This is a genomic window from Pseudolysinimonas yzui (assembly GCF_014653215.1).
Taxonomy (GTDB): Bacteria; Actinomycetota; Actinomycetes; order Actinomycetales; family Microbacteriaceae; genus Pseudolysinimonas_A; species Pseudolysinimonas_A yzui.
Genome location: NZ_BNAI01000010.1, coordinates 44,695 through 59,880 on the forward strand (window position 1 = coordinate 44,695; position 15,186 = coordinate 59,880).

At 71.6% G+C, this 15,186-nt stretch carries 15 protein-coding genes; 3 read left to right on the forward strand and 12 right to left on the reverse strand.

From position 1 onward, the window contains the following. Positions 1–645, reverse strand: a complete 645-nt coding sequence (locus IE173_RS14335; RefSeq protein ID WP_191284207.1) for a GntR family transcriptional regulator — start codon at positions 643–645, stop codon at positions 1–3. Positions 646–766: 121 nt separating this feature from the next. On the opposite strand from IE173_RS14335, the gene IE173_RS14340 reads away from it, so the two are divergent. Beyond that, complete coding sequence (locus tag IE173_RS14340; RefSeq protein ID WP_191284208.1) at positions 767–1,468, forward strand: head GIN domain-containing protein; 702 nt, start codon at positions 767–769, stop codon at positions 1,466–1,468. Here the strand turns inward: IE173_RS14340 and IE173_RS14345 are convergent. Genes IE173_RS14345 through pdhA form a run of 8 tightly spaced genes read right to left on the reverse strand, consistent with a single transcriptional unit; the run spans position 1,465 to position 10,906 of the window. Beyond that, positions 1,465–2,280: an HpcH/HpaI aldolase/citrate lyase family protein gene (locus tag IE173_RS14345; RefSeq protein ID WP_191284209.1), complete on the reverse strand. Its 816-nt coding sequence runs from the start codon at positions 2,278–2,280 to the stop codon at positions 1,465–1,467. The two genes, IE173_RS14340 and IE173_RS14345, sit on opposite strands and share 4 nt — an antisense overlap. Next, entirely contained in the window at positions 2,277–2,756 is a 480-nt protein-coding gene (locus IE173_RS14350) for a MaoC family dehydratase (RefSeq protein WP_191284210.1), read from the reverse strand. The genes IE173_RS14345 and IE173_RS14350 overlap by 4 nt, the downstream gene beginning before the upstream one ends. 10 nt (positions 2,757–2,766) lie before the next feature. Next, on the reverse strand, positions 2,767–3,921 hold the full coding sequence (locus IE173_RS14355; RefSeq protein ID WP_191284211.1) for an acyl-CoA dehydrogenase family protein: 1,155 nt from the start codon (positions 3,919–3,921) through the stop codon (positions 2,767–2,769). Beyond that, a complete protein-coding gene (locus tag IE173_RS14360; RefSeq protein ID WP_229842129.1) occupies positions 3,918–5,885 on the reverse strand; it encodes an ATP-binding protein in 1,968 nt (655 codons plus the stop codon). The genes IE173_RS14355 and IE173_RS14360 overlap by 4 nt, the downstream gene beginning before the upstream one ends. Positions 5,886–5,890: 5 nt before the next feature. Beyond that, positions 5,891–7,498: a carboxyl transferase domain-containing protein gene (locus IE173_RS14365; RefSeq protein WP_191284212.1), complete on the reverse strand. Its 1,608-nt coding sequence runs from the start codon at positions 7,496–7,498 to the stop codon at positions 5,891–5,893. After that, complete coding sequence (locus tag IE173_RS14370) at positions 7,495–8,778, reverse strand: dihydrolipoamide acetyltransferase family protein (protein WP_191284213.1); 1,284 nt, start codon at positions 8,776–8,778, stop codon at positions 7,495–7,497. Before IE173_RS14370 ends, IE173_RS14365 begins: the two co-directional genes overlap by 4 nt. After that, on the reverse strand, positions 8,775–9,779 hold the full coding sequence (locus IE173_RS14375; RefSeq protein ID WP_191284214.1) for an alpha-ketoacid dehydrogenase subunit beta: 1,005 nt from the start codon (positions 9,777–9,779) through the stop codon (positions 8,775–8,777). Before IE173_RS14375 ends, IE173_RS14370 begins: the two co-directional genes overlap by 4 nt. Continuing rightward, a complete protein-coding gene (gene pdhA, locus IE173_RS14380; RefSeq protein ID WP_191284220.1) occupies positions 9,776–10,906 on the reverse strand; it encodes a pyruvate dehydrogenase (acetyl-transferring) E1 component subunit alpha in 1,131 nt (376 codons plus the stop codon). The genes IE173_RS14375 and pdhA overlap by 4 nt, the downstream gene beginning before the upstream one ends. Before the next feature lie 134 nt (positions 10,907–11,040). Here pdhA and IE173_RS14385 point away from each other — a divergent pair, with 134 nt between their 5' ends. Next, positions 11,041–11,538, forward strand: coding sequence for an Lrp/AsnC family transcriptional regulator (locus IE173_RS14385; protein WP_191284221.1), 498 nt, complete (start codon positions 11,041–11,043; stop codon positions 11,536–11,538). Here the strand turns inward: IE173_RS14385 and IE173_RS14390 are convergent. Both IE173_RS14390 and IE173_RS14395 read right to left on the reverse strand, forming a co-directional pair. Next, entirely contained in the window at positions 11,513–12,277 is a 765-nt protein-coding gene (locus IE173_RS14390) for a hypothetical protein (protein ID WP_191284215.1), read from the reverse strand. The genes IE173_RS14385 and IE173_RS14390 overlap by 26 nt on opposite strands. A gap of 58 nt (positions 12,278–12,335) precedes the next feature. Continuing rightward, entirely contained in the window at positions 12,336–13,169 is an 834-nt protein-coding gene (locus tag IE173_RS14395) for a TIGR03560 family F420-dependent LLM class oxidoreductase (protein WP_191284216.1), read from the reverse strand. Positions 13,170–13,245: 76 nt separating this feature from the next. Here IE173_RS14395 and IE173_RS14400 point away from each other — a divergent pair, with 76 nt between their 5' ends. Beyond that, a complete protein-coding gene (locus IE173_RS14400) occupies positions 13,246–14,364 on the forward strand; it encodes a heme/hemin ABC transporter substrate-binding protein (protein ID WP_229842130.1) in 1,119 nt (372 codons plus the stop codon). A gap of 91 nt (positions 14,365–14,455) precedes the next feature. Here IE173_RS14400 and IE173_RS14405 read toward each other — a convergent pair. After that, on the reverse strand, positions 14,456–15,186 hold a 731-nt coding region (locus IE173_RS14405), incomplete at its 5' end, for an FGGY-family carbohydrate kinase (protein WP_268248918.1).

Sequence of the window (15,186 nt, forward strand, 5' to 3'; positions counted from 1 at the left end):
CTAGTGGGTCGAGTCGTAGTGCGCGAGCAGGGCGGATCCGGCGGCGTCGATGTGGGCACGGGCGAGGTCGGCGGCGGTGGCGGGGTCGCCGGCCGTGACGGCATCGAGGATGCCCTGGTGCTGCGCCGCGACATCGGTCACGTCGAGCAGGTGGTGGGCCTGCACCTGGCCGATGCACAGCTCGATCTCGCCCATGAGGCTCGCGTGCATGCGGGCGAGCCGCGGGCTCGGCGACCCGGCGACGAGGGCGCGGTGGAAGGTGGCGTCGGCGGCGGCGAAGGCCCCGCCGGTGCGGGCGATGCCGAGCAGGTCCCGGTGCGCGGCGAGGGCGTCGGCCGGGATGGCGCCGCCGCTCGCGAGGGAGCCGATCGCGGTGGCCTCGATGAGCCGACGGGTCGCGAACAGGTCGACGATGTCGGCGCGGCCGAGCTCGGGCACGCGGGCGGCGCGGTGCGCTTCGCGGCGCAGCAGCCCGTCGGCGACGAGCCGCTCGAGGGCGAGTTTCGCGGTGGGCCGGGCGACGCCGAACCGCAGGGCGACGGCGGACTCGGTCAGCGTGGAGCCGGGCGGCTCGGACTGGTCGATGATGCGCGCCTTGAGCGTCTCGAAGATCGCGTCCGGCATCGTCGCGGGGTGGAGTGACATTGTTAGACAAGATAGCGGATTGACTGACAATCGTCGAGCCCTCGCCGAGCGGTCGACCCGAATCGTTTCGGGGGGTTCACCCCACGGTGGTCCCCGCAGTCGGCTGGCTAGCGTGAAGCGCATGAAGCCTCGAATCCTCGCCCTCGGCGCCGCCGCCGCTCTCGTCGCCGTCGCCCTGACCGGGTGCGTCCGCGTCGGACCCATGTCGTCGTCCACTCCCGAGATCGACGCGGTGTCCGCGGTCGTGCTCGACACCAGCGGGGATCTCACGATCACCGAGGGCGACCCGTCGCTCACGATTCACGCGCCCGCGGGGGTCCTCGAGCTCCTGACCGCTGAGGTGCATGACGGCGTGCTCGTGCTGGGGCGGCGCCCCGGCATCATGCCGTTCGGCTTCGCCGAGATCCGCTACGAGCTCACCGTGCCCAGCCTCGACTCGATCGAGATCAACGGGTCGGGCGACGTCGACTCGACGGTCTCCGGCGACGAGCTGTCGATCGGGATCAGCGGGTCGGGTGACGTCACGGTCACGGGTGTCGACGCCGAGGCGGTGGAACTGCGGATCGTCGGATCCGGTGACGTCGAACTCGCGGGCGACGCGAACGATTTCGGCGTCGAGATCGACGGCTCGGGCGACGTCGACGCCGACGCCCTCGAGGTGCGCGACGCCACGGTGACGATCAGCGGATCCGGGGAGGTCGACCTGCACGTCACCGACACCCTCGACGTGACGATCTCCGGCAGCGGCACGGTGCACCACCGGGGCGGGGCGACCGTCCAGTCCGACATCTCCGGGTTGGGCGACGTCGAGTCCGACGACTAGCGGGGGGCGGCGCGGCGCAGGACGGATTCGGCGTGGCGCAGCACGGGGCCGTCGACCATGCGGCCCTCGTGCTGGAACACCGCACCCCCGGTGGTGGCGGCAGAAAGCAGGCGGCGGGCGGCGGCGACCTCGTCGGGGGTGGGCCGGTAGGCGTCGCGGATGACGGCGACGTGCGACGGGTGGATGCAGGCGGTCGCCGCGAACCCGCTGGCGACGGCATCCTCGGCTTCCTCGCGCAGCCCGTCGAGGTCGTCGATCGCGAGATGCACCGCGTCGATCGCGGCGACGCCGGCCGCCCCCGCGGCGAGCAGAACGCTCGTGCGGGCGTGGCGTGCGACATCCCGGTAGCCGCCGGCGCGCACGCGGCTCGACGTGCCGCCGAGCGATGCGACCAGGTCTTCGGCGCCCCACATCAGGGCGATGACCTCGGGCCGTGCGGCGAGGTCGCGGGCGTCGAGCACCCCCGCGGCGGTCTCGCACAACGCGATGACCTCGAACCCGGGCACCGCGGGAAGGGCCGCGTCGGCCTTCGCGACCATGATGCGGCGGTACGGGGTCGCGGCGAGCGCCGCGAGGTCAGCCGCGAAGTCGGGGGTCGACGGCGGGTTGACCCGCACGACGACGCGCGCAGGGTCGAGCGGATGCTCGGCGAGGGCCGCCCGTGCGGCCGGCTTGTTCGCGGGTGCGACGGCGTCTTCGAGGTCGAGGATGACGCCATCCGCCCGGTCGAGCGCCTTCGCGAACCGGTCGGGGCGATCGGCGGGGCAGAACAGCAGCGCCGGCCCGAGGTCGAAGCTCACGCCCGAGCTCATGGGGAGGGGCGCCCGTCGAGCGTCCAGACCAGGGTGCTGCGCACCGCACGGGCGACGATCTCGTCGTCCTGCCGCCGCCCGAGGTGTTCCAGCGTCACGATGCCCTGCCCGGGTCGCGATTCCGACAGCCGCGTGTCGAGCACCGTCGTCTCGGAGTAGAGCGTGTCGCCGAGCCGGAGCGGCGCCGGGAACTGCACTTCGCTGAACCCGAGGTTCGCCACGATGGTGCCCAGCGTGAGCTGGGTGACCGACGCCCCGACGATCGTCGAGAGGGTGAACATCGAGTTGACCAGGCGCTCGCCGAACGGTTGCTGCGCCGCCCAGTGCGCGTCGAGGTGAAGGCCCTGGGTGTTCATGGTGAGCGTCGTGAACAGGACGTTGTCGGCCTCGGTGACGGTGCGTCCCGGGCGGTGCAGGTAGCGCACGCCCACCTCGAACTCCTCGAAGTAGAGGCCCCGCTGCTCGATCTCGCGCATGAGGGTCAACCTAGGCGGTCAGGCCCAGTTCGCGCGAGATCACCATGAGCTGCACCTCGGTGGTGCCTTCGCCGATCTCGAGCACCTTCGAGTCGCGGTAGTGCCGCGCGACCGGGTTCTCGTTGAGGAACCCGTATCCGCCGAAGATCTGGGTCGCGTCGCGGGCGTTGTCCATCGCCGCCTCGCCGCACACCATCTTCGCGATCGACGCCTCCATCTTGAACGGCTTGCCGTGCACGAGCTTCTGCGCGGCGTCGTAGTAGCAGAGCCGGGCCTGGTGCACGCGGGCCTGCATCGTCGCGAGCTTGAACGCAATGTGCTGGTTCGAGCCGATGCTTCGCCCGAAGACGTTGCGCTCCTTCGCGTAGCGCAGGGCCTCCTCGAAGCAGCCCTGTGCGGCGCCGGTGGCGAGGGCGGCGAACGCGATGCGGCCCTCGTCGAGCACCCGCAGGAAGTTCGCGTAGCCGCGCCCCTGCTCACCGAGCAGGTTCGACTGCGGCACGCGCACGTCGACGAAACCGAGCGGATGCGTGTCGGAGGTGTGCCAGCCGACCTTGTCGTAGCTCTCCCCGACGGTGAACCCGGGGGTGCCCGTCGGCACGAGGATCGTCGAGAGTTCGGGCGCGCCGTCGCCGTTCTGGCCCGTCACGGCGGTGACGGTGACGACGCTCGTGATCGCGGTGCCGGAGTTGGTGATGAACTGCTTGGTGCCGTTGATGACCCAGTCATCTCCGTCACGCACCGCGGTCGTCTGGGTGGCCCCGGCATCCGACCCCGCCTCGGCCTCGGTGAGCCCGAAGCCGGCGAGCGCCCGCCCGCGGAGCAGGTCGGGCAGCCAGCGCTGCTTCTGCTCGTCGGTGCCATGGCGGTAGATCGGCTGGATGCCGAGCCCGACACCGGCCTCGAGGGTCACGGCGATGCTCTGGTCGACGCGGGCGAGCGCCTCGACGGCGAGGCAGAGCGAGAGGTAGTCCTTGCCCTGTCCGCCGATGTCGACCGGGAAGGGCAGCCCGAACAGTCCGAGGTCGCCCATCTGGGCGATGATGTCGAGCGGCAGGCGCCGCTCGGTGTCGTACTGGTACGCCGCGGGCGCGACGACCTCGTCGGCGAAGGCGCGGACGGTGTCCTGCAGCTTCTGCTGTTCGGGCGTGAGTTCGTAGTTCATGCGCTCTTCTCCTGCTGATCGGTCTCGGGGTGCTCGGTCGCGAGGTCGACATCGAGGTCGACGATCGCGACAATCTGGTCACGGCGCACGAGGTCTCCGGTGCGCACGCGCAGGCGCAGCGTGCCGGAGTGGGGGGCGAGAAGGGCGTGCTCCATCTTCATCGCCTCGATCGAGAGCACGGGGTCGCCCGCGTCGACGCGGGCCCCGTCTTCCCCGGTGACCGACACGACGGTGCCGGGCATGGCGGCCCGCAGTTCGGGGGCGGCCGGGCCGGTCGACCGGTCGAGCGCGGCGAGGGTGCGCGCGAGGCGTTCGGCACGGTCGGGCACGGGCAGTTCGAGCGTGCGACCGTCGCGGTGCAGCCACACGACGTGACCGCCCCTGACGCGCTGCACGGCGACGAGAGCTGTGGATGCCGGGGCCGGGTCGACGGCGACCTCGCGGATGTCAGCGCCCACCTCGATCCCGTAGCGGGCGGGTCGCGAGACCCCTCCGACGCGCCAGCCGTCGCGCAGGCCCCACGGGCCGGGGAGCGCGGGCCGGTCGCGATGTACCGCGAGCGCGGCGGCGGCGAGGTCGGCTTCCGTCGGTTCGGGGGGCGCGGGAACACCGAGCCGGTCGATGAGGCCGGTGTCGAGTCGCCCGGCCTGCACCGCGGGGTCGGCGAGCAGGCCGCGCAGGTAGTCGATGTTGGTCTCGACCCCGAGCACCGCGAATCCGCGCAGGAGGCCGTCGAGTCGGGCGAGCGCTTCGGTGCGGTCGGCCCCGTACCCGATCGCCTTGGCGAGCATCGGGTCGTAGTCGCCCGAGACGACGAGGCCGGGCACGAGCGAGCTGTCGACGCGTTGTCCCGGGCCGGTCGGCTCGACGAGGCCGAGCACGGTGCCCGTCGCCGGCAGGAAGCCGCGCGCCGGCGACTCGGCGTACACCCGCGCCTCGATCGCGTGCCCGGTGACCACGACATCCGCTTGGGCGAACGCGAGCGGCTCCCCCGCAGCGATGCGCAGCTGCTGCTCGACGAGGTCGAGTCCGGTCACCGCTTCGGTCACCGGGTGCTCGACCTGCAGCCGGGTGTTCATCTCGATGAAGAAGAACGTGCCGGGGTCGGCGTCGGAGATGAGGAATTCGACGGTGCCGGCGCCTTCATACGCGACGCTGCGGGCGACCTCGCACGCCGCCTCGCCGATGCGGGCGCGGGTCGCGTCGTCGAGCAGCGGCGACGGGGCCTCTTCGATCACCTTCTGGTGCCGGCGTTGCAGCGAGCACTCGCGCTCGCCGAGGTGCACGACGGCGCCGTGCCGGTCGGCGAGCACCTGCACCTCGATGTGGCGCGGCGCGGCGATGAGTCGCTCCAGCAGCAGGGTGTCGTCGCCGAACGAGGCGGTCGCGATGCGGCGCGCCGAGACGAGGGCGGCGGGCAACTCCCCCGGGGTGGCGACGACCTGCATCCCCTTGCCGCCGCCCCCGGCCGACGGCTTGATGAGCAGCGGGTAGCCCACCTCGGTGGCCGCCGCCGTGAGGGCGGCGTCGTCGAGTCCAGCCCCCGAGCTACCGGGCACGACCGGCACGCCGCGGCCCGCGACGAGGGCCTTCGCGGCGATCTTGTCGCCCATCGCCTCGATCGCGCTCGGCGGCGGCCCGATGAAGACGATCCCCCGCGCGGCGCAGGCCCGGGCGAACTCGGAGTTCTCCGACAGGAACCCGTAGCCCGGGTGGATGGCGTCCGCACCCACCTGGGTGGCGGCATCCAGAATCGCGGCGATCGAGAGGTAACTCTCCGACGCGGGTGCCGGGCCGATACGCACGGCGACGTCGGCGAGCGCGACATGCTTCGCGCCCGCGTCGGCGTCGCTGTAGACGGCGGCCGAGCGGATGCCGAGGCGCCGCAGCGTCGCGATGACGCGGCAGGCGATCTCGCCGCGGTTGGCGACCAGCACGGTGCCGAACATCCGGGAAGACGACATGGCGCTCACATCCGGAAGATGCCGGCACGCCGCTCGGGCAGCGGGGTGCGCGAGCACACGTCGAGGGCGAGCCCGAGCACGCGGCGCGTGTCGGCGGGGTCGAGGATGCCGTCATCCCACAGCCGCGCGGTGGCGTAGTAGGGGCTGCCGAACCGTTCGTAGTCGTCGCGGATCGGCGCCTGGAACGCGGCCTCATCCTCGGCCGACCACTGCTCGCCGCGGGATTCGAGCTGGTCGCGCTTGACGGTCGCGAGCACCGAGGCGGCCTGGTCGGCGCCCATCACCGAGATGCGGCTGCCCGGCCATGACCAGAGGAACCGGGGCGAGTAGGCGCGCCCGCACATGGCGTAGTTGGCGGCGCCGAACGATCCGCCGATGATGACCGTGAGCTTGGGCACTCGTGCGATCGACACGGCGGTGACCATCTTCGCGCCGTCCTTCGCGATGCCGCCGGCTTCGGCATCCGTTCCCACCATGAAGCCCGCGGTGTTCTGCAGGAACAGCAGCGGGATGCCGCGCTGGTCGCACAGCTCGATGAAGTGCGCGCCCTTCTGCGCCGACGAGCTGAACATGACGCCGTTGTTGCCGACGATCCCCACCGGGTGGCCGTGGATGCGGGCGAACCCGGTCACCAGGGTGTCGCCGTACTCCTTCTTGAACTCCTGGAAGGCACTGCCGTCGACGAGCCGGGCGATGACCTCGCGGGCGTCGTACGGGGCGTGCGGGTCGACCGGCACGATCCCGTACAACTCGTCGGGGTCGGCGATGGGCTCTTCGGGCTCGAGCACCTCCCACACCGGGGCCGGGGTCGGCGGCAGGGTCGCGACGATGCCGCGCACGATCTCGAGCGCGTGCTCGTCGTTCTCGGCGAGGTGGTCGGTGACCCCGGATCGCTTCGCGTGCAGGTCGCCGCCGCCGAGCTCTTCGGCGCTCACGATCTCGCCGATCGCGGCCTTCACCAGCGGCGGGCCGCCGAGGAAGATCGTGCCCTGGTTCCGCACGATCACCGTCTCGTCGCTCATCGCCGGCACGTAGGCGCCGCCGGCGGTGCACGAGCCGAGCACGGCGGCGATCTGCGGGATGCCTTCGGACGACAGTCGCGCCTGGTTGAAGAAGATGCGCCCGAAGTGGTCGCGGTCGGGGAACACCTCGTCCTGCATCGGCAGGAACGCCCCGCCCGAGTCGACGAGGTAGATGCACGGCAGGCGGTTCTCGAGGGCGATCTCCTGTGCGCGCAGGTGCTTCTTGACCGTCATCGGCAGGTAGGTGCCGCCCTTCACGGTCGCGTCGTTGCACACGACGATCACCTGGCGGCCCGAGACGATGCCGATGCCGGCGATGACTCCGGCACCCGGCGTCGGCCCGTCGTAGAGCTCATGCGCGGCGAGCGGGGCGATCTCGAGGAACGGGCTGCCCTCATCCAGCAGCCGTTCCACCCGGTCGCGGGGCAGCAGTTTGCCGCGGGCGACGTGCTTGGCGCGCACCGCCTCGGTTCCGCCTTCGGCGGCAGTGGCGAGGGTGCTGCGCAGCTCGGCGGCGAGCGCCCGCTGCGCGGCGTCGTTCGCGCGGGAGGCCGGTGTCGACGGGTCGTGGCTGCTCGTGATGACGCTCATCGCGGTCCTCCCGACAACAGGGCGAGGCCGGGTTCGGCGAGCAGCGCCCCGACCTCGGCGAGGAACCGCGACCCCTGTTCGCCGTCGACGAGACGGTGATCGAACGACAGGCTGAGGGTGAGCACCTCGCGCAGCGCGATCTCGCCGCGGTACTCCCACGGGCGCCGCACCACGGCGCCGACGGCGAGGATCGCCGCCTCGCCGGGGTTGATGATGGGCGTGCCGGCGTCGATGCCGAAGACGCCGATGTTGGTGATCGTGAAGGTGCCCCCGCGCAGGCGTTCGACGCTCGTGCGTCCCGACCGCGCGACGGTGGTCAGGTCGGTGAGGGCGTTGGCGAGTTCGAGCACGCCGAGGGAGGCGGCATCCGGGATGTTCGGCACGATCAGCCCGCGTTCGGTGGCCGCCGCGATGCCGAGGTTCACGGAGCCGTGCTGCACGATCTCCTGCGCCTTCTCGTCCCAGGATGAGTTGAGCGACGGATGCCGCCCGAGCGCCTCGCAGACGGCGTGGGCGACGAGGGCGAGCAGGGTGATGCGCGTGCCCTCGGCGAGCGGATGTTCGCGCAGCCGGGTCAGCAGATCCATCGTCGGGGTGACGTCGACGGTGAGGAACTCGGTCACGTGCGGCGCGGTGAACGCGCTCGCCACCATCGCTGCCGCGGTGTGCTTGCGCACGCCGCTGATCGGGATGCGTGTGTCACCGGTCGTGGTCGTGGTCGTGGTCGTGGTGGTGGCGGTGGGGCCCGGGGCGACCGAGCCGGCCGCGGCCTCGACGTCGGCGCGGGTGACCAGGCCGTGCTCGCCCGTGCCGGTCAGCGACTCGAGGTCGACCCCGAGGCGACGGGCGAGAACGCGCACCGGAGGCGTCGAGGGCTGACGTTCAGGCCGGCGCTCGTCGACCGGGCGTGACGTCGCCACGGTCGTGGTGGCCCGCGCCCGCGATCGCCGCTGCGGCCGCCCCGAACGTTCGACCGTTGCGCCGTACCCGACCAGGTTCGGCGGCGCGGGCTCGTCGGCATCCGTTTCCGCCCCCGTGTCGGCGAGTTCGAAGGTGACGAGCGGCGCACCGACGCTCACCGTCTCGCCCTCGCGGGCGTGCAGCGCCGTCACCACCCCCGCGTACGGCGCCGGCAACTCCACGAGCGCCTTCGCGGTCTCGACGTCGGCGATGATCTGGTTGAGCTCGACCCGGTCGCCCTCGGCGACGTGCCAGGCGACGATGTCGGATTCGGTCAGCCCCTCGCCGAGGTCGGGCAGCCGGAACTCGCGGCTCGTCACGATCCGACCTCCGCGCTCGCCCGGCCGAGCACGCGGTCGACGCCGTGCAGGATGCGGTCGAGGTCGGGCAGGTGGTGCCGCTCGAGCTTCGCCGGCGGGTACGGGATGTCGTGGCCGGTGACGCGCACCGGGGCCGCCTCCAGGTAGTTGAAGCAGCGCTCGGTGACGGCGGCGGCGATCTCCGCGCCGAGCCCGCCGGAGCGGGCGGCCTCGTGGGCGATGACCAGTCGGCCGGTGCGCCGCACCGACGCCTCGACGGGGTCCAGATCGAGCGGCGACAGCGACCGCAGATCGATGACCTCGAGGTGCACGCCCTCGTCGGCGGCGGCGATCGCGGCGTCGAGGGCCGTCGGCACGAGCGACCCGAAGGTCACGACGGTGACGTCGTCGCCGACGGTGAGCACGCGCGAGCTGCCGAGCGGCGGGGCCGTCGCGAGGTCGGTGGTCTCGTCGACCTCGCCCTTGAGGTGGTAGCGCCGCTTCGGCTCGAAGAAGATCACCGGGTCATCGCAGGCGATCGCCTGGCGCAGCATCGTGTGCGCATCCTGCGGCGTGGCCACCGACACGACCCGCAGCCCCGGGGTGTGGGCGAAGTAGGCCTCGGGGGAGTCGGAGTGGTGCTCGGCGGCGCCGATGCCCCCACCGACCGGGATGCGGATGGTGATCGGCAGGCTCACGGCCCCGCGGGTGCGGGACCGCATGCGGGCGAGCTGGGCGACGATCTGGTCGAACGCGGGGTAGACGAACCCGTCGAACTGGATCTCGCAGACCGGCCGGTAGCCGCGGTAGGCCAGCCCGATCGCGGTGCCGACGATCGCCGACTCGGCGAGGGGGGTGTCGACCACCCGGTCGGCGCCGAACTCGGCCTGGAGTCCGTCGGTGATGCGGTAGACGCCGCCGAGCTTGCCGATGTCCTCCCCCATCAGCAGGACCTTCGGGTCGTCGGTGAGGGCGCGGCGGAGCCCTTGGTTGAGCGCCTTGCCCAGCGTGAGGGTCGTCATCGGGCGCCTCCGTCGTCGTGGGTGTCGATGTGGATATCGATGTGGGTGTCGGAGTCGTCGAACCCGGCGAGGTAGTCCGCGTACTCGGCGCGTTGGCGCTCCAGTTCGGGATGCGGCTCGGCGTACACCTCGTCGAACATCGTCAGCGGTTCGGGGTCGGCGAGAGCGAGGCATCCGGCGCGCAGCTCGGCCGCGGCCGCGGTCGCCGCGCGCTGCACCCGCTCCTCGGCCTCGTCCGTGAGCACGCCGGTCGAGCGCAGGTGAGCGGCGAGGCGGGCGATCGGGTCACGGGCGTGCCAGGACTCGAGATCGGCGGGGTCGCGATACCGCGTCGGGTCGTCGGCGGTGGTGTGCGGCCCCATCCGATAGGTGACCGCTTCGATGAACGTCGGGCCGTCGCCCGCCCGGGCTCGCGCCAGGGCGGTGCGGGTGGCGGCGTGCACGGCGAGAACGTCGTTGCCGTCGATGCGCAGCGACGGGATGCCGAAGCCGGTCGGGCGGTCGGCGAGCGTCCCGGGCGACTGCAGCCCGACCGGTTCGGAGATCGCCCACTGGTTGTTCTGGCAGAAGAACACCACGGGGGCCTGGAACGAGGCGGCGAACACCATCGCCTCGGAGACATCCCCTTCGCTCGTCGCGCCGTCGCCGAAGTAGACGACCGCGACGGAGTCGGCGCCGTCGCGGCGGATGCCCATCGCGTACCCGGTGGCGTGCAGGGCCTGCGCGCCGATGATCACCTGCGGCGTCGCCATCCCCACCGTGTAGGGGTCCCACCCCGACGCCGTCACGCCGCGCCAGACCCGCACCAGGTCGACGGGTGTCACACCGCGGGTGAAGGCCACCCCGTGCTCGCGATAACTGGAGAACACGAAGTCATCCGCTCGCAGCGCGCGCCCCGACCCGATCTGCGCCGCCTCCTGCCCGAGCAGCGGCGGCCACAACGCCAGCTCGCCCTGGCGCTGCAGGGCCGTGGCCTCGAGGTCGATCCGGCGGATGACGACCATGTCCCGATAGAGGGCGAGGAGGGCGGGTCCGTCGACATCCGCGATCACCGCGTCGTAGTCGGCAGACGGAATGCGCTCGCCCGAGGGGTCGAGCAACTGCAGGAACTCCTGGTGTTTCGACATCGTCGTCGTCACGGGGTCACCTCCGACCGGTAGGCCCACGGTAGGCACGTCGTGACAGATAGCTCAAGCGCTTGCATTGGCGATGAGCTATCTGCATGGTTCAGACCCCGGCTGAGGCTGCTACTCTGCGCACGATGCACGACTACGACGCCGTCGACCTCGACCTGCTGCGCGGACTCGCCGCGGACCCGCGGGCCTCCTACGTGGCGCTCGCCGAACGGCTCGGGCTCTCGCGCAACACCGTGCAGGCGCGCATGACCCGGCTCGAGGCCGAAGGCGCCCTGCTGGCGTTCGACCGGCGCATCGACACGCACGGCCTCGGCTACCCGCTCACCGCGTTCATCACCGTCGTCGTGCGGCAGCGCGAACTGCCGCGGATCGCCGAAGAGATCGCTGCAATCCCCGAGGTCGTGCAGGCGCACGGCCTGAGCGGGCACGCCGACCTGCTCGCGATCGTCGTCTGCCGTGACACCGACGACCTGTTCCGGGTCGACGCGCTGCTGCTCGCCATCGAGGGGGTCGTGCGCACGGAGACGGCGCTGTCGATGGGGGAGCTGATCCCCTACCGGCTGCAGCCCCTGGTGGAGAAGGTCAAGTCCGAGAAGGTCAGGTCCGAGAAGGCTCGTCGCTGAGGTCGATCGGCTCGAGCGCGTAACCGGCGGTGTACTTGCGGTTCGGGTCGAGCTCGTCGATGAGGGCGACCAGGCCGTTCTGGATGGCGGCGAGCCGGCGCACGTCGCCGGTCGAGACCAGCTCCATGCCGGCGTCGATCGAGGTGAACCAGGCGCGGAATTCGTCGTCGTGGCGGTAGCGCTTGACGAACGCCGCGTAGCCGGCGACGTGCGGGATGCGCACCGCCGTCTCGGGGATGGTCTCCCAGGTGAGCATGAGCTCGCCGATCGCGCGTTGCTCGGCGGTGAAGAACAGGAACCCCTCGGAGTCGTCGCTGCGCCGCAGGGTCTTCAGCACCTCGTCGATCAGGCGCTGCACCGAGAGATCACGGCCGCCCTCGCCGCTCGACGAGAGCACCGCCTGGCGACGCGCCTCGATCCAGCCGAAGTAGTGCGCGAACAGGAAGGCGGTGGAGGCGACCGCGTAATCGCCGTGGCTCGCGTACCGCTTCTGCGTGCCGATCCACCCGGTCTCGACGAGGTTGAAGATGCGCGACTGCAGTTCGGCAGCCGCCTGCGCGAGGGGTTCGTAGACGCGTTCGGCCGCCTTGATCGCCGACTGTTCGGCGTGACGCGCTTCGCGCTCGACCTCCAGTTCGTGGCTGAGGCGCTGGGTGCGCACCGAGAACAGTCCGGTGACGACGACGCTCGCGACGCTCAGCAGCAGCGCGATGATCGTCAGCAGCGACTCGGTCCCCATGCCTTGGATGTTAGGGCAGCACGGTGTTAGGGCAGCACGGTGTGAGGGCAGCACGGTGTTAGGGCAGCACCGCGGTGGCAACCCGCTCGAGGTAGCCGAGGTCGCGGTGGTCGAGGAATTGCAGGTAGACCCGGTCGGCCCCCGCGGCCCGGGCGACATCGACTTTCGCGATCACCTCCGGGATCGGGATGCCGTACTCGAGCGATGTCGCCACCGAGTAGCGCAGGTCGCCGGGATCCCGCCCCGCCGCCTCCACTGCCGCACGCACGACCGCGAATCGCGCCGCGGCATCCCGGTCGCCGGTGAGGAAGTAGTTGTATTCGGTGGCGAACCGGGCGGCGAGTTCCGGCGTCCGGTTCGGGCCGCTTCCGCCGACGATCACCGGCACGCGCTGCTGCACCGGTTTCGGCAGGGCGGGTGCCGCATCCAGCCGGTAGTGCTCGCCCGTGAAATCGAAGGTGTCACCGACCGGCGTCGCCCAGAGGCCGGTGATGATCGCGAGCTGCTCCTCGAGGATGCCGAATCGCCTCGCCGGGAACGGGATGCCGTAGGCCTCATGCTCGCGCTCGTGCCACCCGGCTCCCAGTCCCAGTTCGACGCGTCCGCCCGACATCGCGTCGACGTTCGCCACCTGGATCGCGAGCAACGCCGGATGCCGGAACGTCACCGAGGAGACGAGCGTGCCGAGACGGATGCGGGAGGTCTCGCGGGCGAGGCCGGCGAGCACCGTCCACGAGTCGCTCGGGCCCGGCATCCCGTCGCCGTCGAACGCGACGAAGTGGTCGGAGCGGAAGAACCCGGCGAACCCGAGTCGCTCGGTCGCTGCGGCGAACGCGAGCTGCTCGTCGTAACTCGCGCCGTTCTGGGGTTCGATGAACGTGCAGATCTCCACCACGCCATCCTCACCCAGGAGCCACGGGACCTTGGTCCATTGTGAGGGCAGCCTTACCTGACTAGGCTCGACGATCGTGACTTCGCGACGTGGGCCCGCCCTCCTGGGTGCTGCGTTCGTCACGGCACTCACTCTCGCGCTCGCCGGCTGTGCCGCCCCGCCGGGTGGTGTCACGACCCCGACGCCGACCGTGGCCGACGATCGGCCGCTCGCCGAACTCGACCTCGTCGCCGACCCGCGCGAGCACGTCGGCGCGAGCACCGCGCAGCTCGCGAGCGAGGCGATCGAGCCGGTCGACGACGATCCCGCCCAGCAGCTCCCCGCGACGGTGACCTCGCGCGACCCGGGCGGCGACAGCGAGGTGACGGTCGCCGACACGTCGCGCGTCATCGCGCTCGACCTGGCGGGGTCGATCGCGGCGAGCGTGTGGGGGCTCGGGTTCGGCGACACCCTCGTCGGCCGCGACCGCTCCACGACCTTCGACGGTGCGGCCGATCTGCCGGTCGTGACCTCGAACGGGCACACGATCGACGCCGAGAGCGTGCTCGCCCTGCGGCCGACGCTCATCGTCACCGACGGCAGCGTCGGGCCCCGCGACGTGCTCACCCAGTTGCGCGAATCCGGGGTGACGGTCGTGTTCGTCGACAGCGAGGCCTCGTTCGACGGAGCCGTGCAACTGGCGCGCGATGTCGCCGCCATTCTCGGGGCGCCCGCGGCCGGCGAACTGCTCGCGGAACGCGTGCGCGCCGACATCGACGCGAAGATCGCCGAGATCGCCGCGATCGCGCCGACCGCCGACGGCGACAAGGTGCGGATGCTGTTCCTCTACTTGCGCGGCGGCTCCGGCATCTACTACCTGTTCGGTGAGGAGTCGGGGTCGGCCGACCTCATCCGCGGGCTCGCGGGCGTCGATGTCGCCGGCGAGATCGGCTGGACCGGCATGCAGCCGATGACCGACGAGGCGATCATCGCCGCCAACCCCGACCTCATCCTCGTCATGACCGACGGGATCGCCTCGGCGGGCGGCATCGACGGTCTGCTGGCGGCGAAACCCGCGATCGCCCTCACCGCCGCCGGGCAGCACCGCCGCTTCGTCGACATGGCCGACGGCGACATCCTCAGCTTCGGCCCCCGTTCCGCCGCCATCCTCGACGCCCTCGCCCGCGCGATCTACGCCCCTTCGGTGGTCGAGTAGCGACCGCAGGTCGCGTGTCGAGACCAACCGCGGGCTGCTCGTGGGTGTGGTCTCGACACGCCCGCTACGCGGGCTACTCGACCACCGAGAGCTAGGCGCGGGGCTCGTACCTGCGGGGCGGGAAGGCGCGGAGCACGAGGGCGCGGAGGGCCTCGAGGTCACCGGCGACGAAACCCTGCGCGCGGGCTTGCACCAGCACGTTGCCGATCGCGGTCGCCTCGACCGGCCCGGCGAGCACAGGTAGTCCGGTGGCGTTCGCGGTGAGCTGGCAGAGCAGCTCGTTCTGCGATCCGCCGCCGACGAGGTGCACGACCTCGACCGCGTGGCCGCTGAGCGCCGAGGCGTCGCGGATCGACTGCGCGTAGGCGGCGGCGAGCGATTCGAGGATGCTGCGCACCAGCTCGGGGCGCGATGCGGGCACCGGCTGGTCGTGGGCGGTGAGCCAAGCCGCGATGCGGGCGGGCATGTCGCCGGGCGCGAGGAAGCCCGGGTCGTCGGCGTCGAAGAGCGCGACCGGCGAACTCACCGCGGTCGCCTGCTCCAGCAGGGTCGCCAGCGAGATCATCGACCCGTCGCGCTCCCAGTCGCGGATGCATTCGGTCAGCAGCCAGAGCCCCATGACGTTGTGCAGATAGCGCACGCGACCGTCGACGCCGCCCTCGTTGGTGAAGTTCGCAGCGCGGCTCGCCTCGGTGAGCACCGGCTTCTCGAGTTCGACGCCGACGAGCGACCAGGTTCCGCACGAGATGTAGGCGTAGTGGGCGTCGGTCGCCGGGATGGCGACGATCGCCGACGCGGTGTCGTGCGTGCCGACCGCGGTCA